The sequence below is a fragment of the Actinopolymorpha cephalotaxi genome (assembly GCF_013408535.1).
Lineage (GTDB): Bacteria > Actinomycetota > Actinomycetes > Propionibacteriales > Actinopolymorphaceae > Actinopolymorpha > Actinopolymorpha cephalotaxi.
Window position 1 is genome coordinate 493898 of sequence record NZ_JACBZA010000001.1, and the last position, 20243, is coordinate 514140.

Below are 20243 nucleotides of genomic sequence, written 5' to 3' on the forward strand. Positions count from 1 at the left end.
TACGCCGCATGCGTGTTGCCGCTGCCCTGATGCTGGTCGCCCTGGCGACGGTCGTGCTGCCCTCCCAGGCGTCGGCCGTGCAGGTTCCGCAGTCGAAGGTCGTCAGTGCCGATCCGGTCAACTGGACACCCCATGTGCTCGACGGACGGGTCATGTCGATCGTCCAGGTCGGCGGCATGATCATTCTGGGTGGTGAGTTCTCCCAGGTGAGTTCCGCCGACGGAAGCACGATCTACAACCGCTCCAACATCGTCGCCTTCAGCGCCACGACCGGAGTCGTGAGCACGACCTTCAATCCCCGCACCGACGGTGAGGTGACGACACTGATCGTGTCGGCCGACGGTTCGACGGTGTACGCCGGCGGTTTCTTCAACACCGTCAACGGCGTGACCACCGCGAAAAGCATCGCGAAACTCAACGTTGCCAACGGCCAGTTGACATCGGGTTTCACCAGCCCGACGCTCAACGGCCGGATCAAGGACATGCGGCTGGTGGGCAGCCGGTTGTGGATCGCCGGCACCTTCGGCACCGTCAACGGCCGCGCCCAGCCGGGACTGGCGACGATCAACGCCACCACCGGTGCGTACGACCCCTTCATGCAGGTGCAGTACGCCGGCCCGAAGAACGGCGGCGTGGTGCAGGTGCTGAAGATGGACGTCTCGCCGGACCGCTCCACGTTGGTCACCATCGGCAACTACACCGTCGTCGGCGGGCAGCCCCGATCCCAGGTCGCGATGCTGGACATCGGCGGCACCTCGGCGTCGGTCGCCAACTGGCAGACCGACTTCTACCCCATGGTCAAGAGCGACGGCACGTCGTTCTGTTCGTCGTCGTTCGACTCCTACATGCGCGACATCGACATCTCCCCGGACGGCAACTACTTCGTCGTCACGACGACCGGGGCCTACGCGGGCGGGCCGCCCAAGTCGTGCGACACCAACAGCCGGTTCGAGACCCGTGCCCGCGGCACCGGCATCACCCCGACCTGGGCCGAGTACACCGGCGGCGACACCACCTACGCCGTGGCGGTGACCGGTGCCGCGGTCTACGTCGGTGGCCACTTCCGCTGGCACAACAACCCGTGGGCGGGCGACAAGGCCGGTCCGGGCGCGGTGAGCCGGGAGGGCATCGCCGCCCTGGACCCGGCGACCGGTCTGCCGTTCCGGTGGAACCCCGGCCGCACCAAGGGCGTCGGCGTGTTCGACATGCTGGCCACGTCCGCGGGCCTGTGGGTGGGCAGCGACACCGACCGGCTGGGCAACTACGAGTACCACGCCCGGATCGGCTTCCTGCCGCTCGCCGGCGGCACCACGCCGCCGCGGCCGACGGTCGGCGCGATTCCCGGTGACGTCTATGTCGTACCCACGACCGGCAACCAGCCGCTCGTCCGGGCCGTCACCGAAACCTCCTCCGGTCCCAGCAGGAGCGTTCCCGGCGGCGGGATCGACTGGACGAGCGTGCGCGGCGGCTTCATGCTCGGCAACCAGATCTACACCGGCTGGTCCAACGGGCAGTTCACCCGGCGCACCTTCGACGGGACGACCTACGGCGCCGCCACCCTGGTCAACCTCGCCGACCAGATCGTGAACGACGCCGCCTGGCACACCGACGTCGCGGCGGCGACCGGGATGTTCTGGAAGGACGGCCGGCTCTACTACACCGTCAACGGCCAGACCTCGCTGTACTACCGCAGGTTCACCGTGGAGAGCTACGTGGTGGGCGCGCAGCGGTTCACCGCCTCGGCGAGCACGGCGCAGATCGACTTCTCCAAGGTGACCGGGATGTTCTACGCCAACGGCCGCCTCTACTGGGGCAGCTCGGTGGACGGCAACCTGCGCCGGGTGGACTTCGTGAACGACGTGCCGGTGTCCGGGACGGTCCGCATCATCAGCGGCCCCTCGATCGACGGGCTGAACTGGCGGTCGCGGGCGATGTTCCTGTCCACCCTGGGCGCACCGGCGGCCAACGACCCGCCGGTGGCCGTGGCCTCGGGCGACTGCCGCTATCTCGTGTGCACGTTCAGTGGTACGTCGTCCAGTGACGCCGACGGCACGATCGCGAAGTACTCCTGGGACTTCGGCGACGGCGCAACCGGTGACGGCCCGACGGTCTCGCACACCTTCACCGACGCGGGCGACCACGTGGTCAAGCTCACCGTGACCGACGACAAGGGAGCCACCTCGACCGCGACCTACACCGCGACGACCACGACGGTTCCGACCGGCGTGGAGTTCGTCGGGGCGGCCGGAGCCAACGCCAACGCCACGGCCCACCGGGTGACCGTCCCGACAGCGGTGCAGGCCGGTGACCGGTTGCTGCTGCTGGGCTCGTTCAACGACGTGACCGCGACCGTCTCCGGGCCCACCGGTGTCACCGGGTGGTCCGACGTCGCGCCACAGCAGACCAACGGCCTGCAGACCCGCGCCTGGCAGAAGGTGGCGGAGGCAGGCGATGCGGGAACGGCCCTCACGGTGACCACCTCCATCTATGTCAAGGGCGACCTGACACTGCTCGCCTACCGCGGGAACGCCCTGGTCGTGCTCGGCGCCGCGGGCAGGTCGGAGACCACGTCGGGGACGGCCCACACCACTCCGACGGTCCAGGTGCCGGACGGCACAGCGCCGCGGCTGGTCAGCTACTGGGCCGAGAAGTCCTCGACCACCACGGCGCTGACGGGCCCGGCCGGGCAGGAGGTGCGCCGCAGCGGGACCGGCACCGGCGGCGGACACGTCACCACGCTGGCGACCGACAGCACCGTCGCCGCCGGCACGACCACGGCGGGCGGGCTGATCGCGACCGCCGACTCAGCGAGTGCCCAGGCCACCATGTGGTCCTTCCTGATCGGAGCCCGATCGTGACGCCTCTGAAGAACGCCGGGAACGTCGAGGTCACATCCGGCCGGAAGGTGTGCGCCCTGCTGGCCGTCTCCGTGCTCGCCGTCGGACTCGGTGCGTGCTCGAACTCCTCCGGCGACCAGGAGGCCGGGCGCCCGGCCGCACAGGGTGCGCCCGCCACCCCGCGCGCGACCGCGTCGGCCACACCGACCGCCACGCCCACGCCGACGGCGGCGCCGACTCCCTCGGCGAAGGTCCGGCAGGTGTCAGGGAACGACGACTCCGAGCAGAAGACGCCTCCCCGGCGCGACCTTCCCGCGCCGACGACGGCGCCGAGCCCGGTTCCCGTACCTCCGAGGGTGTACAGCGTGAAGCCGCGCACCAACACCAGCACGGCCCGGGCGCGCCTGGTCGGGCTGACCACCGCACGCGGACGCGGGTCGGAGACGGTGACGTTCCGCTTCGCCGGCACCGAGGTCGTGCCGAAGTACGACGTCCGCTACGTCGACGTCGTACGTGCCCACCCCGAGGACGACCCGATCGCGGTGGAGGGGAACGCCTACCTCCAGGTGTCGTTCAAGCTGACCAACCCCAACGTCAGCGGCCGGCTGGCGGTGCCACCCGACCTCTCGCCCGGGCAGCCGCAGGTGCGGCAGATCCTGTTGGTGCACAACGTCGCCGGCAGCCTGACGTTCGGTGTCGGACTGGACCACCGCGCGGAGTTCCGCCTGCACGAGAGCAAGGGCAAGGCGAGCCTGGTGCTGGAGGTACGCGACAAGTGAGCATGCAGGGAACCGGCACGGGCAGAAACCCGCTGCGGTCGTCCGCGCCGCCCTGGGTGAAGAACTCCGGCCGTACGCTCAGCGTCGCGTTCGGCCGGCTCACCGCGAGCCACCGGCTGCTGCCGTCGTTCCTCGTGATCGGCGGCCAGCGGTGCGGCACCACGGCGCTGCACCGCGCGCTGATCGCCCACCCGGTGGTGGCCGGACCCGTTCTGCACAAGGGGATCAACTACTTCGACCTCGGCTACCACCACGGCCCGGAGTGGTACCGCGGCCACTTCCCGCTGCGGTTCAACGCCCGGCGGCGGGCGGCCGGCGCGCGGCTCCCGCTCCCCGGCGGCGCCTCCGGGACACCCGAACCCCAGGCGATGGAGTCCAGCGGCTACTACCTCTACCACCCGCTGGCGCTGCCGAGGATCAGGCAGGACCTCCCGGACGTACGCCTGATCGTCATGCTGCGGGATCCGGTCGAACGCGCCTACTCCGCCTACAAGCACGGGGTGGCGCGCGGCTTCGAGACCGAGCCGACCTTCGAGGGTGCGCTGGAGCTGGAGGAGAGCCGGCTCGCCGGTGAGGAGGAGCGGCTGCGTACCGACCCGAGCTACGTGAGCCACTCGCACCGCCACCACGCCTACCTCACGCGTGGGCGTTACGTCGAACAACTGCGGCGGCTGTACGACGTCTTCGACCCCGAGCAGGTGCACGTGGTCTCCAGCGAGGACTTCTCCACCCGGCCCGAACCCGTCTTCGCCGGCATCCTCGACTTCCTCGGCCTGCCCGGCTGGCGGCCGGCATCCTTCGAGCGGTACAACGCCCGGCCCGGCAAGCCGATGCCCGAGCCGCTCCGCCGCCGCCTGGACGACCACTTCGCGCCGTACGACGAGGAGCTCGCGCAGCTGCTCGGTCAGCCGCCGGTGTGGCGGCGCCCGGCGGTGGCGGCGCCGGGCGACCCCGCCCGCTGACGTTCGCGCGACGAAGCGCCAGGGAGACGGAGCACCGGGGTGACTGTCGGCGGGCCGCGCTAGCCTGGACGGGCAACCCCGGTTCGCCACGCGAATCGGGGCGTTCGTGGTGTTTCGGCCCCACCCGCGAGGGTGTCGCCGCCCACCTCCTCCGCACGCGAAGGAACCCATGAGCCTCACCGGACTCGTCGAGCTCGTCGTCGCCGATCCCGCGCTGGCCGCCGCCGTGGAGACCGCACGGGCGGGCGCCGGCGCCCCGCTGGATCTGACCGCACCCAAGGCGCTGCAGCCGTTCGCGATCGCCGCGCTGGCCGCCGCCCCCGACCACGGCGGTGCCGGCCGCACCGTCCTCGCCGTCACCGCCACCGGCCGGGAGGCCGAGGACCTCACCGAGACGCTGCAGAGCCTGCTCGGCGCCGAGTGGGCGGCCGCCTACTACCCCGCGTGGGAGACGTTGCCGCACGAGCGGCTGTCCCCGCGGTCGGACACCGTGGGCCGCCGGCTGGCCGTGCTGCGCCGGCTGGTGCACCCGACGGAGGAGACGCCGGCGCCGAAGGTCGTGGTGGCGCCCGTACGCAGCGTGCTCCAGCCACAGGTGAAGGGCCTCGCCGACCTGGAGCCGGTCTGGCTGCACGTCGGCGACGAGATCGACCTCGACGACCTGGTGCGCCGGCTGGCGGCCGCCGCCTACACCCGGGTCGACCTGGTGGAGCGGCGCGGCGAGTTCGCGGTGCGCGGCGGCATCGTGGACGTCTTCCCGCCGACCGAGGAACACCCGCTGCGGGTGGAGTTCTTCGGCGACGAGGTGGAGGAGATCCGGTCGTTCAAGGTCGCCGACCAGCGGTCGCTGGACAGCACCGAGCAGCAGCGCCTGTACGCACCGCCGTGCCGTGAGCTGCTCCTCACCGACCAGGTACGCGAGCGGGCGGCCAAGCTCGCCGCTGCCCACCCGGAGCTGGCCGAGCTGTTCGAGAAGCTCGCGAACGGCCACGCGGTGGAGGGGATGGAGTCGCTGGCCCCGGTCCTGGTCGACGACATGGAGCTGCTGGTCGACCTGATGCCCGAGCGCACCCACGTCGTGGTGGCCGAGCCGGAGCGGGTCCGCAGCCGGGCGCACGACCTGGTGGCGACCAGCCAGGAGTTCCTGGAGGCCAGCTGGGCGGCCGCCGCGGGGGGTGGCGAGGCGCCGATCGACCTCGGCCCGGCGGCCTACCGCACGCTGGCCGACGTACGCCGGCACGCCCTGGACACCGAGCTGGCCTGGTGGAGCCTTTCGCCCTTCACCCTGGAGCCCGAGGACGCCCCGCCGACCGCCCCGCTGCGCACGGAGATGGGCGAGATCGTCGCGCTGGACGTCGACGTCGACACCGGCGCGGTGGAGTCGCACGCGATCGCAGCGCGGGCGGTCGACACCTACCAGGGCGACACCGAACGCGCGCTCACCGACGTACGCGACTGGATCGCGCGCGGCTGGCGGATCGTGTTCGTCACCGAGGGCCACGGGCCGGCCAACCGGATGGTGGAGGTGCTGCGCGGCAACGACCTGCCCGCCCGCCTGGACGAACACCTCGACCACGCGCCCGAGCCGTCGGTCGTCCATGTCACCTGCGGCCGGATCGACCACGGGTTCGTGGCGTCCACCGCGCAGGCCGTCGTCCTCACCGAGGGCGACCTGGCGGGCCGGTCCGGTGCGTCCACCAAGGACATGCGGCGGATGCCCGCGAGGCGCCGGCGCACCATCGACCCGCTGGAGCTCACCCCGGGCGACCACGTGGTGCACGAGCAGCACGGCGTGGGCCGCTACGTCGAGATGGCGCAGCGCACGGTCGGCACCGGTCAGCACCGCACCACGCGGGAGTACCTCGTCGTCGAGTACGCCCCCTCCAAGCGGGGCCAGCCCGGCGACCGGCTGTTCGTACCCACCGACCAGCTCGACCAGGTGACCCGCTACGTCGGCGGCGAGCAGCCGAGCCTGGACCGGATGGGCGGTTCGGACTGGGCCAAGCGCAAGGGCCGGGCGCGCAAGGCCGTGAAGCAGATCGCCGGCGAGCTGATCAAGCTGTACGCCGCGCGCCAGGCGACCCAGGGGCACGCCTTCGGCGCCGACACCCCGTGGCAGCGCGAGCTCGAGGACGCCTTCCCCTACGTCGAGACACCGGACCAGCTGGCCACCATCGAGGACGTCAAGCTGGACATGGAGAAGACCGTCCCGATGGACCGGCTGGTCTGCGGCGACGTCGGCTACGGCAAGACCGAGATCGCGGTGCGGGCGGCGTTCAAGGCGGTGCAGGACGGCAAGCAGGTCGGTGTCCTCGTCCCCACGACGCTGCTCGTCCAGCAGCACTACTCCACCTTCGCCGAGCGGTTCGCGCCGTTCCCGGTGACGGTGCGGGCACTGTCGCGCTTCCAGACCGACAAGGAGGCCGAGGAGGTGCTCCGGGGCCTGACCACCGGTGAGATCGACGTGGTCATCGGCACCCACCGGCTGCTCGGCCAGGAGGTGTCGTTCAAGGACGTCGGGCTGATCGTGGTCGACGAGGAGCAGCGCTTCGGCGTCGAGCACAAGGAGAAGCTGAAGGCGCTGCGGGCCAGCGTCGACGTGCTCACCATGTCGGCGACGCCGATCCCGCGCACGCTGGAGATGGCGATCACCGGCATCCGGGAGATGTCCACGATCATGACGCCGCCGGAGGAACGGCACCCGGTGCTGACGTTCGTGGGCGGGTACGACGAACGCCAGGTGGTGGCCGCCATCCGCCGCGAGCTGCTGCGCGAGGGCCAGGTGTTCTTCGTACACAACCGGGTCAACACGATCGAGAAGGCGGCGGCCCGGATCCGGCAGCTGGTGCCGGAGGCGCGGGTCAGCGTCGGGCACGGCCAGATGGGCGAGCACCAGCTGGAGGAGGTCATCTCCGACTTCTGGGAGAAGCGCGCCGACGTGCTGGTGTGCACCACGATCGTCGAGGCGGGCCTGGACATCTCCAACGCCAACACACTGATCGTCGAGCGCGCCGACCTGTTCGGGCTGTCCCAGCTGCACCAGCTGCGCGGGCGGGTCGGCCGCGGCCGGGAGCGGGCGTACGCCTACTTCCTCTATCCCGCCGAGCGGCCGCTCACCGAGACCGCCCACGACCGGCTGGCCACCCTCGCCCAGAACACCGAGCTCGGCGCCGGCATGGCGGTGGCCATGAAGGACCTGGAGATCCGGGGCGCGGGCAACATGCTGGGCGGTGAGCAGTCCGGGCACATCGCCGACGTCGGGTTCGACCTCTACGTCCGGCTGGTGGGCGAGGCGGTCGCGGAATACCGCGGCGACAGCCCCGAGGAGGAGAACGACGTCAAGGTCGAGCTGCCGATCGACGCGCACCTGCCGCACGACTACGTCGACAGCCAGCGACTGCGGCTGGAGATGTACCAACGGCTTGCCGCCGTCCGCGACGAGGCGGAGGTGGACCAGGTGGGGGAGGAGCTCGCCGACCGGTACGGCACCCTGCCCGAGCCGGTGGTCAACCTGCTGGAGGTCGCGCGGTTCCGGCTGCACGCCAAGCGGGCCGGGCTGACCGACGTGACCCTGCAGGGAAACCAGGTGAGGTTCGCGCCGGCCGACCTGCGGGAGAGCCAGGAGCTGCGGCTGATGCGGCTGTACCCCCGCACGATCGTCAAGCGGCCGGCGCGCACCATCCTGGTTCCCCGTCCGGCCACCGCCCCGATCGGTGGGCAGCCGCTGCGGGACGTCGAGCTGCTGAAGTGGGCGCACGACCTGATCGACGCGGTTCTGCTGGACGCGCCGGTGGGCGCGTCCTCGGGCGGCTGACAGCGGGTCGGCTGTCCGGCCTCGTTAGCCCGGCCGGCCCGGCGCGCGGCTGTCCGGCTGTCCGGCTGGTCCGGTTGTGACGCACTGTGCCCGGAAGGCGGCATTGCGGCAATCAGTTATGGTTGCGGCGGCTTTGGACCCGTGGCCGTGGGGAGGACGGCACCGGGGTGTTCGTACCTTCCAGGAGTAGTGCCGATGCCCGACGACCATCAGTCCGCCTCGCGGGCCCACGACGACCACGCGGCGCCCGACCCGGGCGAGCTCGCCTCGGTGGAGCGCTCCGACCAGTGGCAGCCCGGCCGGCACCGTCGGCCCCGGCCGACCCTGGTGGTCGCCTCGGTCCTCTCCAGCGTCGTCGCCGTGGGTGTCGCCGCGACCGGCGTGGGGTGGTACCTCCTCGGTGAGGGTCGCGACGAGCCCGGTGCGCTGGCCGCGTCGACACTCCGCCCCGGCGGGGCGACGGCGACGCCGGCGCCCACCAGGGCGGTCCGCGGCGCCCTCGGGTCCACCGCCCACGTGGCGGAGATGGGGTCCGCCCAGTCATGGCCGGTCCCGTTCCTGCCTGCCGCCGCCCAGCGTCCCGGCGCGGCCGGCGTGGGCCTGGCGCTGCTGGGGTTGCCGGTCACCCTCACGAACGCCGTTCCGGACGCGCTGCCGAACCCCGTTCCCGGCGAGCCGGCCCCCACGGAGGTTCCGCCGGCGAAGTCGCCGTTCGTGCTCGCCGCCGGTCCGCTGCCGGGCGCGGGCTTGACCGAGCCCGGCGCCCTCGCACCGCGCACCGCTGCGCCGGGCCCGACCCGGTCGCCCGACCGCCCCGGCCACACCGAAGACCCGAGCCCGACGGGGCAGCCGACGCCCACCGGCGACCCGACGGCGCCGGGTACTCCCGCACCCACGGATACGCCGACGCCGACCGGTACGCCGACGCCCACCTCGACTCCGACGAAGGACCCGACGCCGACCGGCAGCCCGACGCCGACGGACACGCCGAAGCCGACGCGGTCGCCGACGAAGGACCCCGTTCCCACCGCCACGGCCACGCCCACCAAGACGCCGGAGCCGACGGTGTCGCCGACGAAGGATCCCTCGCCGACGGCCACACCGGAGCCGACGCGCTCGCCGACCGGGAAACCGTTGCCGAACCTGCCGCTGCCGCTGCCGAAGTCCCCTAATATTCCGGTGCCGGACCTTCCGTAACACACATCAACAGACATCAACTTGTCTTAACCGACATTCGCGACAGGTGCCGCCCACTGGGCTGAAACACACCGCACGACCACCGACCGCCAGCAACTCGAGGACCTGGGAGAAGCCGTGGCGCGCGACGAGCGAGACGTACTCCACCACGACGACGGACGCGACCACGCCCACTGGGACGAGGAGGCGGACCAGCCCCGCCACCGGGGTCGGAGTCCGCTCTCGCGCCGCCTGATGGCGCCGGCGCTGGTGGCGGCCGGGGTTCTCGCCCTCGGCGGCGGTGCGGTCGCGCTGGGCGGCTACTTCCAGTCCGCCGATCCGACTCCCCAGGCCGGCCGGGCACGGGTGGTCGCCGATCCGCCGCAGGGTGCGGGTACGCCCGAACGCGCCGCCGAGGCCCCGGCCGCGAAGCCGACCCCCACCCCGGCCAGGTCGGTGAGGGCGCGGCCCGCGGCCACGCCGGCGCGCACCGCGACTCCGAAGAACACCGCCCCGGCGGACAAGCCGGCCGCCCCCGCGCGCAAGCAGAAGGCCGCCGACCCTGCGCCGAAGACGGCGGACAAGCCCGAGGCGTCCAAGGCCGACTCGCCGCGCCCCCGGCGTACCTCCCTGCGCACGCGTGAGCCGGCGCCGCCCGCGCACACCGCGAAGCCGGACACCGGCTCGGGGACCACGAGCACCGGCCGTGAGACCTCCTACGAGGACCAGGTGGCCCGGCTGACCAACGAGGCCCGGGCACGCGCCGGCTGTGGACCGCTGCGAGTGGACGACCGGCTGCGGTCGGCCGCGCACGCGCACTCCTACGACATGGCCGCCCGTGACTACTTCGGGCACGACACACCGGACGGCAGGACCCCCTGGGACCGCATCCGGGCCGCCGGCTACGACGCCCCCGCGGCGGAGAACATCGCCCGCGGCCAGCAGACGCCGCAGGACGTCACCCAGGCCTGGCTGAACAGCCCGGGCCACCGCGCGAACATGCTGAACTGCAAGATCAAGGCGATCGGGGTCGGCGCCCACATCGGATCCGGAGGCCCGTGGTGGACGCAGGACTTCGGCTACAACTGACCTGTCGCTGACCTGCCCCGACCTGCAACTGCGCTACGGCCGACCTACGGCTGGGGCTCGCCCACCTGCTCCGGCGCCGGACCGGTGGTGACCGTCAGCGACCGGGCGTAGCACCGGTTGCCGGGAGCCTCGCGGTGCAGGCCGTACGACGGGATCGGTGTATATCCCGCGGACAGATAGAGCGTGATCGCCTCCGGCTGGCCGAGCCCGGTCTCCAGCACCATCCGAATCTTCCCGGCCACGGCGGCGTCGCGTTCCAGGGCGGCCAGCATCCGGCGGGCCAGGCCCCGGCCGCGGGCCTCGGGTGCGACGTACATCCGCTTGACCTCGGCGTCGCCGGGCCGCAGCAGGGTGTACGGCGGGGTACGCCAGCCCGCGCAGCCGACCGGCTTGCCGTCGAGGTAGCCGACCAGGAACAGCCCTCCCGGCGGGTCGAACTCGCGCGGGTCGATCGGTGAGCGGTCGATCCCGCCGTAGCGGACGACGTACTCCTGCTGCACCTGCTCGGTCAGCGTCTGGGCGTCGGGGTGGTCGAAGCCGACCGTACGCAGGTCCACGCGGGCAAATCTAACCGGCGCGGGTAGGCCCGACTCCGACTGCCCGCCTCCGATCGGCAGACCGCGGCCGACCCCGGTCGGCCCCAACTCGCCGCTGAGCCGCACCTGTGGTCTGATGTTTGGGATGCCCGGTCGGTCGTGACCCCACGTGAGGCCGACGCGACCGGCACACCAGTGCACTCGATGGAGGTTCACGCGCATGTCCGCAGTACCCAACGTCACTTTGAACAACGGTGTGCAGATGCCGCAGCTCGGTTTCGGCGTCTGGCAGGTGCCCGACGAGGACGCCACCGCCGCCGTCCGTACCGCGATCGAGGTCGGCTACCGCAGCATCGACACGGCTGCGATCTACGGCAACGAGGAGGGCACCGGCAAGGGGCTCGCCGAGTCCGGTGTCGCGCGCGAGGAGCTCTTCGTCACCACCAAGCTGTGGAACGGCGAGCAGGGCTACGACACCACCCTCGCCGCGTTCGAGGAGAGCCTGCGCCGGCTCAAGCTCGACTACGTGGACCTGTACCTCATCCACTGGCCGGTGCCGAGCCAGGACAAGTACGTCGACACCTGGAAGGCGTTCGAGAAGCTGTACGCCGACGGGCGGGCCCGCTCCATCGGCGTCTCCAACTTCAACCCGCACCACCTGCGGCGGCTGTTCGCCGACACCACCGTCGTCCCGGCCCTGAACCAGATCGAGCTGCACCCGTACCTCATCCAGGAGGAGCTACGGGCCTTCGACAGCGAGCACGGCATCGCCACCGAGGCGTGGAGCCCGCTGGCGCAGGGCGGCGAGCTGCTGAAGGACGCCGAGATCAACACGCTGGCCGAGAAGTACGGCAAGACGCCCGCGCAGATCGTGCTGCGCTGGCACATTCAGCTCGGCAACGTGGTCATCCCGAAGTCGGTCACTCCTTCGCGGATCGCGGAGAACTTCGACCTGTTCGACTTCGAGCTGTCGGCGACCGACCTGGGCACGATCACGTCTCTGAACCGCAACGAGCGGACCGGCGGCGACCCGGACACGCTGGGTTCCTGAGGTCTCGATCCACCGGAGTACCGACGTACTCACGTACTGACGTACGAACGAAAGGCGGCGGCCCGTCCTCACGAGGGACGGGCCGCCGCCTTTGTCGTTCCTACGTCGAGGGAAAGCTCAGCGCAGCTGGCTGATCGCCTCGATGAGCAGCCAGACACCGAAGACCGCGAACAGCGCCGAGGCGCCGTACCGGATCGTGCGTTCGGGCAGTCGCCGGCCGAGCTGCTGGCCGATCACGATGGCGATGGCGTCGGCGACCACCATCCCGACGGTCGACCCGAGCCAGGTGCCCAGCCAGCCGTGCTGGGTGGCCAGGGTGATGGTGGCCAGCATCGTCTTGTCGCCGAGCTCGGCGAGGAAGAACGCGACGGAGACCGCGACGATCGCGGACTGCTTGGCCCGGCGGGCCTTCTGCTCCTCGTCCTCGGTGAGGCTGTCGCCGCGCAGTGTCCACCCGGCGAAGCCGAAGAACGCCAGCGCGGCCACCAGGGAGATCCAGCCGGTGGGCAGGTTCGCGCCGAGGAAGTAGCCGACGCCCACCGACACCGCGTGCACCACGGCGGTCGCGACGGTGATCCCGACGAGTACGGGGAGCGGGCGGTAGCGGGTGGCGAAGGTCAGGGCCATCAGCTGGGACTTGTCGCCGAGCTCGGCCACGAAGATGACGCCGAAGCTGAGGAAGAAGCTGGCGGTCAGGGCGTCCATGGGAAGTGTCGCTCCTCGATCAGGCCGGATCGAGGAATGCGCGACCTCGACCCGGGCGTACTACTGCCTGGTCGAAGGTCTCGCCCGCCTGGGTGGAGGCTGCCGGGCCGGGCACCGCCCCTGCGGGGTGGCTGCCAGTGTGTCGACGACGGCATTGGGGGCTACTCCCCTTCGCGTCGTACAGCCTGGCGCGGACCGGCACGATTGTCAACCAGTTGCGCAAGTGACGAACTGTTGTGGGCCGGCTCACATCCGGCCGTTCCGCTCACCGGGCGGATACGGAAGAATCGGCGGCGTCATGGTCAATCCAGCCGATCCGCCCTCGCCAACCGGGCAGTCTGTGACGTCCGGGTCATCCGGGTCATCCGGGCTATCTGGGCCGTCCGGGCCGCAGCTTCGAGCGGCGGCGGAGACGTTCGACCTGCTGTCCTCACCCACCCGGCTGCACCTGGTGTGGCTGCTCGCCCGGCACGAGTACGACGTCGGCACGCTCGCGGAGAGCACCGGCGCCAACGTCGCCGCGGTCAGTCAGCACCTGGCCAAGCTCCGGCTGGCCGGCCTGGTGACCGCCCGGCGGGAGGGCCGGCGGCAGATCTACGCCGTGGAGGATCCGCACGTCCTCACCCTGGTGGACCAGATCTTCCAGCACATCGCCCCGGACGGCTCGCTGGCGCCGGACCCGCCCACGCCACGCCACCCGCGCCGCCCCTGAGGCGGCTCACCCGCGGTCAGGGGATCGTCTCGCCGGTCGCCCATATCCACGCGGCGACACCGACCCGGTTGCGTACGCCCAGCTTCCGCTGGATGTTCGCGATGTGGGTCTTGGTCGTACCCGCGGAGATGAACAGGTCGGCGCCGATCTCGGCGTTCGTCTTGCCGGCGGCGACCAGACGGGCCACCTCCACCTCCCGGTCGGTCAGCGGCTCGACCGGAGGAGTGGCGCGGGTGTGCCGTCGCTGGGTGACATGGCGCAGCAGGCGGACCGTGACCGACGGACTGATCAGCGTGTCCCCGGCCATCGCCGCGCGTACCGCCTCCACCAGCAGTGTCGGCCCGGCCCGCTTGAGCAGGAACCCGCAGGCGCCGTACTCCAGCGCGGTGTGGACGTACTCGTCCAGGTCGAACGTCGTCACCACCACCACCCGCAGCGGGTCGGCGACGTCGGGCCCGGCCAGCGCCCGGGTGAGTTCCAGACCGTCCAGCCGCGGCATCCGGATGTCGGCGATCACGACGTCCGGGCGCAGGTGCCGGGCCTGCTCCAGTGCCGAGGCGCCGTCCGCGGCCTCGGCGACGACCTGCATGTCCGGCTGGGAGTCCAGGATCAGCCGGAAGCCGCTGCGGATGTTCTCCTGGTCGTCGGCGATGAGAATCCGGGTGGCCACGCCGGCCATCGTGTCACCGTGTCACCCGGTAGTCATCCGGTAGTCACCCTGGTGCTCGCCTCGGTCGTCGCCGCGGCCGGTTCGCCCGGTCGCCAGTGGGAGGACCGCGGTCGTACGCCATCCCGCCCGGCCGTACGCACCGGCGGTCAGCGTGCCGCCGAGAGCGTGCACGCGTTCGGCGAGGCCGACCAGGCCGAGGCCACCCCGGCGGTCGCCGCCGTCGACGGGTGCGTCCGGGTGGTCCGGCGTGTGGTCCGGATCGACCGGCTGGTTGGTGATGTCCACGGTCAGCGCCGAGGCGTCGCCGTCCTCCCGGGCGAGCGTGACGGTGACGGCGGAGCTCAGCGGTGCGTGCCGGCGTACGTTCGTCAGCGCCTCCACCACCACCCGGTGGACGGTGGAGCCGATCTCGCGGGGCACCGAGGCGGCGAGGTCGGGCGGCAGTTGCAGCCGCACCGGCCCGGACCCGCCGGCGGCGAACCGGTCGAGGAGTTCGGGCAGGTCGGCGACGCCCGGCGCGGGTGCCCGGTCCGTGTCCTGGGCGTACGCCGGGCTCGGTGATTCCACGTCCTCCTCCAGGTCGTGCAGCATGTGCACGGTCCGGTCCATCGAGGACAGCGCCGCGAGTCCGGCCTCCTCGATCCGCGCGAGCGCCTCGAGGACCGCCTCCGGCCGCTGCGCCGCCACCGCCCGCGCGGCCTGCGCCTGGACCACGATGCCGCTGATGTCGTGCGCCACGAAGTCGTGCAGGTCGCGGGCCAGCGCCAGCCGCTGCGTGCGGCGGGCCTCGCGCACGGCTCGTTCGCGGGTGCCGTCCAGCGACCGCAGGTAGGTCCCGCCGAGCGCCGCGCACACCGCGCCCAGCGCCCAGAAGCCGACCGACCCCACCTGGTCCAGCAGGGACCAGCCGTGCACCGCGCGCAGGATCATCGTCGCCTGTGCGGCCGAGGTGAGCAGGCCGACGGCGACCGCCTGCCAGAGCGGCGCGAGCCGGACCACCAGGATGATCAACCAGAGCAGCCCGGCCAGCTCGAACAGCCCGAACCACTGCACGCTCGGCGGCAGCGACTCCGGAATGAGGATCGTGGCGGCGAGGGAGACCAGCGCGGCGGCGGTCGCGACGGGGACAAGGGTGTTCCGGTACGCCGGCCCGGCCACCAGGAGCCACACCAGACCGCCCGCGGCGACGCCCGCCGGAACGCTGACGAACGGGCTGACGAGGAACGCCGCCACGCAGCCGGCGAGGACGAACAGCCCGCCCACGGCGAGGCCCGTCCGGAACCTGGCCGCGCCGGTTCGCAGTGGGTGGGATCCGGATGGGCGGGTTCCGGAAGGGCCGGTTCGTTCGGAGATGGGGCCGGACATGGGACGAGAGTAGGGTCCGGCCCGTCGGCCCGCCGCCGGAACGGTCTGCGTACGATCGGGTGCGGACGTGGCTGGTATCCGTTGCGAGAACGTGCGAGAAGAGGTCCCGTGGTCGGTCGAAGGCACGCTGGTCGAGTCGCCGCTGTCGCCCTGGTCGCCGGGCTGGCGCTGTCCGGCTGCGGCGCGGTCTCCAACCCCGGAGCCGCGGCCCAGGTCGGCGACGAGACGATCTCGGTGTCCTACCTCCAGAAGCAGTCGCGCGACATCCTGGCCAAGGCCGGCCGGTCCGATCTCGGTGACTCCGAGGCGACGAAGCTGCAGAGTGACCTGCTCCAGCAGCTCGTCGACGACGCCCTGATCGTGCCCACCGCCGCGCGTGCGGGTGTGAGCGCCAGTCAGGCCGACATCGACGAGGTGAAGTCGCAGATCAAGGCGCAGCGTGTGGTGATCCCGCCGGACATGCTGGACGGCTTCGCCCGCTGGGTCGTCCTCCGCCGCGGCCTCAACACCAAGCTGCTCGGCGGGGAGCCGTCCAGCCAGCAGGAGCAGGCCAAGGCCGACCAGCTGGTGGCCAGGGAGATGTCCAAGACCGCCGAGCAGGTCGGGGTCAAGGTCAACCCGCGCTACGGCACCTGGTCCGGTGGAGCGGTGAAGCCGGGCGGCCAGCTCGTCACCCCGGAGCCGACCGCGCCCGAGGCTCCCGCCCAACCCCAGATGCCCTGATCCCACCGTGGATCCCACCGTGGCTCCGCAGCTGACCGCCGGCCGGGTCGCCCTGCTGCTGACCAGTCCGCGGGTGGCGCCGGGGCTGCTCGCCTGGCCGGCCTGGGAGCTGCTGCGCTCGGCCGACCAGGTGCTCACCGACGACGCCGCCCATCCGCAGCGCGCGGCGGTCGAGGCCGCCGGGGTCCGGGTCCACGTGGTCGAGGATCCGCTCGGTCCCGCGGAGCTGGCCGAACTCCTCGTGACGAGGGCGCGTTCCGGCGCCGACGTGGTGTGGCTGGCCGCCGACGACGGCGACCCCGTGCTCGGCCGGGCGCTGGGCCACCTGCTGGCCACCGCCGCCGAGGCCGGTACGCAGGGCCTGCCGACGCTGGAAGTCGTGCCCGCCTCCTACGACCTGCCCGGCGCCCGGCTGCTCGACCTGGTGTCGGTGATGGACCAGCTGCGCGACCGCTGCCCGTGGGTGCGCGACCAGACGCACCGGTCGCTGGTGCGGTACCTCGTCGAGGAGTCGTACGAAACCGTCGAGGCGATCGAGACCGGCGGCGGGCAGCACCTTCGTGAGGAGCTCGGCGACCTGCTCTTCCAGGTGGTGTTCCACGCCCGGCTGGCCGAGGAGGACGCGGAGACGCCGTTCTCCATCGACGACGTCACCGCCGACCTGGTGGGCAAGCTGATCCGGCGCAACCCGCACGTCTTCGGCCCCACCGCTGTCGGCCCCACTGGCCCGGCTGGGTCGACGGCAGCCGAGGTGGAGAACGTCTGGGACCAGCTGAAGGCCGAGGAGAAGCAGCGCACCTCCGTGGTCGAGGGTGTGCCGCTGGCGTTACCCGCGCTGACGCTCGCCGACAAGCTGGTCGGGCGTACGCGGCGGTCGGGTGTCCGGGTGGCCGGGCCCGATCCCGCCGTACTCGCCGAGATCTCCGCGGACACCACGGACACCACCACCGGGCCGGAACGCCTGGACGCCGACCGGCTCGGCGAGGCGTTGCTGGCGCTGGTCGACCGCGCGCGATCCGCGGACCTCGACCCCGAGCAGGCGTTGCGGGACGCCTGCCGGCGCTACGTCGACGCCGTACGCGCCGCCGAGCAGCACCGCACCGCCGAGCAGCACCGCGGCGGCTGATCACGGCGATCGCCGCGGTGCGCGGGTCGGTTCGCGGTGCGCACAGGTCACGCCGCTAGGCTCGGGGAGTCCATGACCTGAGTTGTCTGGGAGGCAGCACGTGGCAACGATCGAGGCCCTCACCGCCCGCGAGATTCTGGATTCGCGCGGCAATCCCACCGTCGAGGTCGAGGTGGGTCTCGACGACGGCACCATCGCCCGCGCTGACGTACCCTCCGGCGCGTCGACCGGCGCGTTCGAGGCGGTGGAGCTGCGCGACGGTGACGACAAGCGCTTCGTCGGCAAGGGCGTCACCAGCGCGGTGCGCGGCGTGGTCGACGTGATCGCCCCCGAGCTGGTCGGTTACGAGGCCAGCGAGCAGAGGCTGATCGACGCCCGTCTGATGGACCTGGACGGCACGCCCAACAAGGCCAAGCTCGGCGCCAACGCGCTGCTCGGTGTGTCGCTGGCCGTCGCCCGCGCCGCCGCGTCCTCGGCCGACCTGCCGTTGTTCCGCTACGTCGGCGGGCCCAACGCGCACCTGCTCCCGGTGCCGATGCTCAACATCGTCAACGGCGGCGCGCACGCCGACAACGACGTCGACTTCCAGGAGTTCATGATCGCCCCGATCGGGGCGGCCACCTTCGCCGAGGCGCTGCGCTGGGGTGCGGAGACCTACCACGCGCTGAAGGCGGTTCTGAAGAGCCAGGGCCTGTCCACCGGGCTCGGCGACGAGGGCGGCTTCGCGCCCAACCTGCCGTCCAACCGGGCGGCGCTGGACCTGATCTCCACCGCGGTCGGCGCGGCCGGCTTCCGGTTCGGGACCGACATCGCCGTGGCCATCGACGCCGCGGCCACCGAGTTCTACGACGCCGACACCGACCGCTACCGCTTCGAGGGTGGCGACAAGACGTCGGAGGAGCTGGCGGCCTACTACGCCGAGCTGCGTGCGTCGTACCCCCTGGTGTCCCTGGAGGACCCGCTGGCCGAGGACGACTGGTCCGGCTGGGCGGGGCTCACCGAGACCCTCGGCGGGAAGGTGCAGCTGGTCGGCGACGACCTGTTCGTCACCAACCCCGAGCGGATCAGCCGCGGCATCGCCGAGCAGTCGGCCAACGCGGTGCTCATCAAGCTCAACCAGATCGGCACCCTCACCGAGACCCTCGACGCGGTGGACATGTCCCACCGGGCGGGCTTCCGCACGATGATCAGCCACCGGTCCGGTGAGACCGAGGACACCACGATCGCCGACCTCGCGGTGGCGACCAACGCGGGGCAGATCAAGACCGGTGCCCCCGCGCGCAGTGAGCGGGTGGCGAAGTACAACCAGCTGCTGCGGATCGAGGAGGAGCTGGACGACGCGGCCCGGTACGCCGGACGTACGGCGTTCCCGCGGTTCACCTCCGAGTAGGTCCGGTGAGCGACGCGCGAGGTGGCCGCAACGCCCGGCCGGCGGGCCGCGGGCAGGGTCCGGGCCGGGCCAAGCCCGGCGCGTCCGGGCGCGGAGCGCGGGGTGGTGCGGGTGCTTCCCGGACCACCCGCCGCTCCGCCGGGGCCGGTCCCACCCGCACGGCCGGCCGGGGCGAGGCCCGTCCGGAGGCGGCGGTGCGGCCCGGGGTGGCCCGCGCGACCTCCGGAACCGTGCCCAGCGCACGCCGCGACCCCGGCCGGCCCGACGCTGCCAAACTCGCCTCGCGGCGCAACGCCAACGTCACCGGCCGGGCGGCGATCCTGGCGCTGGTGATCGCGGCGCTGGTCATCTCCTACGCGTCCAGCCTGCGGGCCTGGGTCGAACAACGCAGCCAGATCGCCGCGCTGCGCACCGAGGAGACCCAGCGCACCAAGCGCGTGGCCTCGCTGGAGAAGGAGCTGCGGCGCTGGCACGATCCGGCGTACGTCCAGGCGCAGGCCCGCGAACGCCTGCGCTGGGTGAAGCCGGGCGAGACGGGATACGTCGTCGTGGACGAGGACGGCTCGGTCTCGAAGGCGCCGGCCGTCGCCGGTGCCGCGGCCGTACCCACGGGACCCCAGCAGGCCTGGTGGTCCAGCCTGTGGGGGAGTGTCGAGAGGGCCGGTGTGCAGCCGACGTCGCCCCCGGTCGGTAAGACGCCCAGCACGCCGAAGCACCAGCCGCCGAAGACCATCGACCCCAGTCCCACCCAGACGCCGCGACCGAACCGATGACCGCGCCCGACCCCGTGGACCCCGTTGACCCCGTGGACCCTGCGGATCCGGTCACCCCGGTGGACCCGGCTGACGTGGCCGCGGTCAGCGCCCAGTTGGGCCGGCCGGCCCGCGGTGTGCACCGCGTCGCGCACCGATGCCGGTGCGGGCTGCCCGACGTCGTGGAGACCGAGCCGCGGCTGCCCGACGGTACGCCGTTCCCGACCACGTTCTACCTCACCTGCCCGCGGCTGGCCGCCGAGATCGGGCGGCTGGAGGCGAGTGGGCTGATGCGGGAATGGACCGAACGCCTGTCCGCCGACCCCGACCTGGCCGCCCGCTACCGGCGCGCACACGAGCACTACCTCAGCGCGCGCGAGCGGCTCGGTCACGTACCCGAGATCGCCGGGATCTCCGCCGGTGGCATGCCCGACCGGGTGAAGTGCCTGCACTCCCTCGTCGGCCACGCGCTCGCGGCCGGGCCGGGGGTCAACCCGCTCGGGGACGAGGCGCTGGCGCTGCTGCCCGACTGGGCGGCGGAGGGGCGCTGCGTGGA

General features: G+C 72.2%; 16 protein-coding genes and 1 pseudogene. 13 read left to right on the forward strand and 4 right to left on the reverse strand.

The window, feature by feature from the left end; genetic code table 11:
• Positions 1–8: 8 nt before the first annotated feature.
• The 6 genes from FHR37_RS02210 to FHR37_RS02235 all read left to right on the forward strand — a co-directional run bounded on the left by FHR37_RS02210 (position 9) and on the right by FHR37_RS02235 (position 10657).
• Positions 9–2858 (forward strand): PKD domain-containing protein, encoded by a 2850-nt coding sequence (locus FHR37_RS02210; RefSeq protein WP_175542374.1) that lies wholly within the window; start codon positions 9–11, stop codon positions 2856–2858.
• Positions 2855–3616 carry an AMIN-like domain-containing (lipo)protein gene (locus tag FHR37_RS02215; RefSeq protein WP_175542375.1) on the forward strand — a complete coding sequence of 254 codons (762 nt, stop codon included), beginning with the start codon at positions 2855–2857 and terminating at the stop codon, positions 3614–3616. The genes FHR37_RS02210 and FHR37_RS02215 overlap by 4 nt, the downstream gene beginning before the upstream one ends.
• 2 nt (positions 3617–3618) lie before the next feature.
• Positions 3619–4578, forward strand: a complete 960-nt coding sequence (locus tag FHR37_RS02220) for a sulfotransferase family protein (protein ID WP_092881623.1) — start codon at positions 3619–3621, stop codon at positions 4576–4578.
• 169 nt (positions 4579–4747) lie between these two features.
• Positions 4748–8392: a transcription-repair coupling factor gene (mfd, locus tag FHR37_RS02225; RefSeq protein WP_092881625.1), complete on the forward strand. Its 3645-nt coding sequence runs from the start codon at positions 4748–4750 to the stop codon at positions 8390–8392.
• 195 nt (positions 8393–8587) lie between these two features.
• Positions 8588–9589, forward strand: a complete 1002-nt coding sequence (locus FHR37_RS32295; RefSeq protein WP_139238833.1) for a hypothetical protein — start codon at positions 8588–8590, stop codon at positions 9587–9589.
• A 117-nt stretch (positions 9590–9706) separates the two neighbouring features.
• The gene (locus tag FHR37_RS02235) at positions 9707–10657 is read left to right on the forward strand and encodes a CAP domain-containing protein (RefSeq protein WP_092881627.1); all 951 of its coding nucleotides are present in this window, start codon (positions 9707–9709) and stop codon (positions 10655–10657) included.
• A 44-nt stretch (positions 10658–10701) separates the two neighbouring features.
• On the opposite strand, the gene FHR37_RS02240 is transcribed toward FHR37_RS02235, so the two are convergent.
• Positions 10702–11214, reverse strand: coding sequence for a GNAT family N-acetyltransferase (locus tag FHR37_RS02240; protein WP_092881629.1), 513 nt, complete (start codon positions 11212–11214; stop codon positions 10702–10704).
• Positions 11215–11413: 199 nt separating this feature from the next.
• Here FHR37_RS02240 and FHR37_RS02245 point away from each other — a divergent pair, with 199 nt between their 5' ends.
• Positions 11414–12244 carry an aldo/keto reductase gene (locus FHR37_RS02245; protein WP_092881631.1) on the forward strand — a complete coding sequence of 277 codons (831 nt, stop codon included), beginning with the start codon at positions 11414–11416 and terminating at the stop codon, positions 12242–12244.
• A gap of 117 nt (positions 12245–12361) precedes the next feature.
• On the opposite strand, the gene FHR37_RS02250 is transcribed toward FHR37_RS02245, so the two are convergent.
• Positions 12362–12949, reverse strand: coding sequence for a TMEM165/GDT1 family protein (locus FHR37_RS02250; RefSeq protein WP_092881633.1), 588 nt, complete (start codon positions 12947–12949; stop codon positions 12362–12364).
• 340 nt (positions 12950–13289) lie between these two features.
• Here FHR37_RS02250 and FHR37_RS02255 point away from each other — a divergent pair, with 340 nt between their 5' ends.
• On the forward strand, positions 13290–13661 hold the full coding sequence (locus tag FHR37_RS02255) for an ArsR/SmtB family transcription factor (protein ID WP_237768602.1): 372 nt from the start codon (positions 13290–13292) through the stop codon (positions 13659–13661).
• A gap of 16 nt (positions 13662–13677) precedes the next feature.
• On the opposite strand, the gene FHR37_RS02260 is transcribed toward FHR37_RS02255, so the two are convergent.
• A complete protein-coding gene (locus FHR37_RS02260) occupies positions 13678–14340 on the reverse strand; it encodes a response regulator (RefSeq protein WP_092881637.1) in 663 nt (220 codons plus the stop codon).
• 12 nt (positions 14341–14352) lie between these two features.
• The gene (locus tag FHR37_RS02265) at positions 14353–15696 is read right to left on the reverse strand and encodes a histidine kinase (RefSeq protein WP_092881639.1); all 1344 of its coding nucleotides are present in this window, start codon (positions 15694–15696) and stop codon (positions 14353–14355) included.
• A 108-nt stretch (positions 15697–15804) separates the two neighbouring features.
• Here FHR37_RS02265 and FHR37_RS02270 point away from each other — a divergent pair, with 108 nt between their 5' ends.
• The 5 genes and pseudogenes from FHR37_RS02270 to FHR37_RS30800 all read left to right on the forward strand — a co-directional run.
• Entirely contained in the window at positions 15805–16419 is a 615-nt protein-coding gene (locus tag FHR37_RS02270; RefSeq protein WP_175542376.1) for a SurA N-terminal domain-containing protein, read from the forward strand.
• Positions 16420–16438: 19 nt separating this feature from the next.
• A complete protein-coding gene (locus FHR37_RS02275) occupies positions 16439–17545 on the forward strand; it encodes a MazG family protein (RefSeq protein ID WP_237768603.1) in 1107 nt (368 codons plus the stop codon).
• Between the two features lie 100 nt (positions 17546–17645).
• A complete protein-coding gene (eno, locus tag FHR37_RS02280) occupies positions 17646–18935 on the forward strand; it encodes a phosphopyruvate hydratase (RefSeq protein ID WP_092881643.1) in 1290 nt (429 codons plus the stop codon).
• 5 nt (positions 18936–18940) lie between these two features.
• Positions 18941–19708: an FtsB family cell division protein gene (locus FHR37_RS32870; protein WP_092881645.1), complete on the forward strand. Its 768-nt coding sequence runs from the start codon at positions 18941–18943 to the stop codon at positions 19706–19708.
• Positions 19705–20241: pseudogene (locus tag FHR37_RS30800) on the forward strand (DUF501 domain-containing protein); the annotation flags it as partial. The gene FHR37_RS32870 and the pseudogene FHR37_RS30800, both read left to right, overlap by 4 nt.
• Positions 20242–20243: the final 2 nt, after the last annotated feature.

Bases quoted from the DNA above. Each gene is read 5' to 3' on its own strand.
- FHR37_RS32295 (WP_139238833.1), top strand. From the start codon at position 8,588: ATGCCCGACGACCATCAGTCCGCCTCGCGGGCCCACGACGACCACGCG.
- mfd (WP_092881625.1), top strand. From the start codon at position 4,748: ATGAGCCTCACCGGACTCGTCGAGCTCGTCGTCGCCGATCCCGCGCTG.
- FHR37_RS02265 (WP_092881639.1), bottom strand. From the start codon at position 15,696: ATGTCCGGCCCCATCTCCGAACGAACCGGCCCTTCCGGAACCCGCCCA.
- FHR37_RS02210 (WP_175542374.1), top strand. From the start codon at position 9: ATGCGTGTTGCCGCTGCCCTGATGCTGGTCGCCCTGGCGACGGTCGTG.
- FHR37_RS02250 (WP_092881633.1), bottom strand. From the start codon at position 12,949: ATGGACGCCCTGACCGCCAGCTTCTTCCTCAGCTTCGGCGTCATCTTC.
- FHR37_RS02220 (WP_092881623.1), top strand. From the start codon at position 3,619: ATGCAGGGAACCGGCACGGGCAGAAACCCGCTGCGGTCGTCCGCGCCG.
- FHR37_RS02245 (WP_092881631.1), top strand. From the start codon at position 11,414: ATGTCCGCAGTACCCAACGTCACTTTGAACAACGGTGTGCAGATGCCG.
- FHR37_RS02260 (WP_092881637.1), bottom strand. From the start codon at position 14,340: ATGGCCGGCGTGGCCACCCGGATTCTCATCGCCGACGACCAGGAGAAC.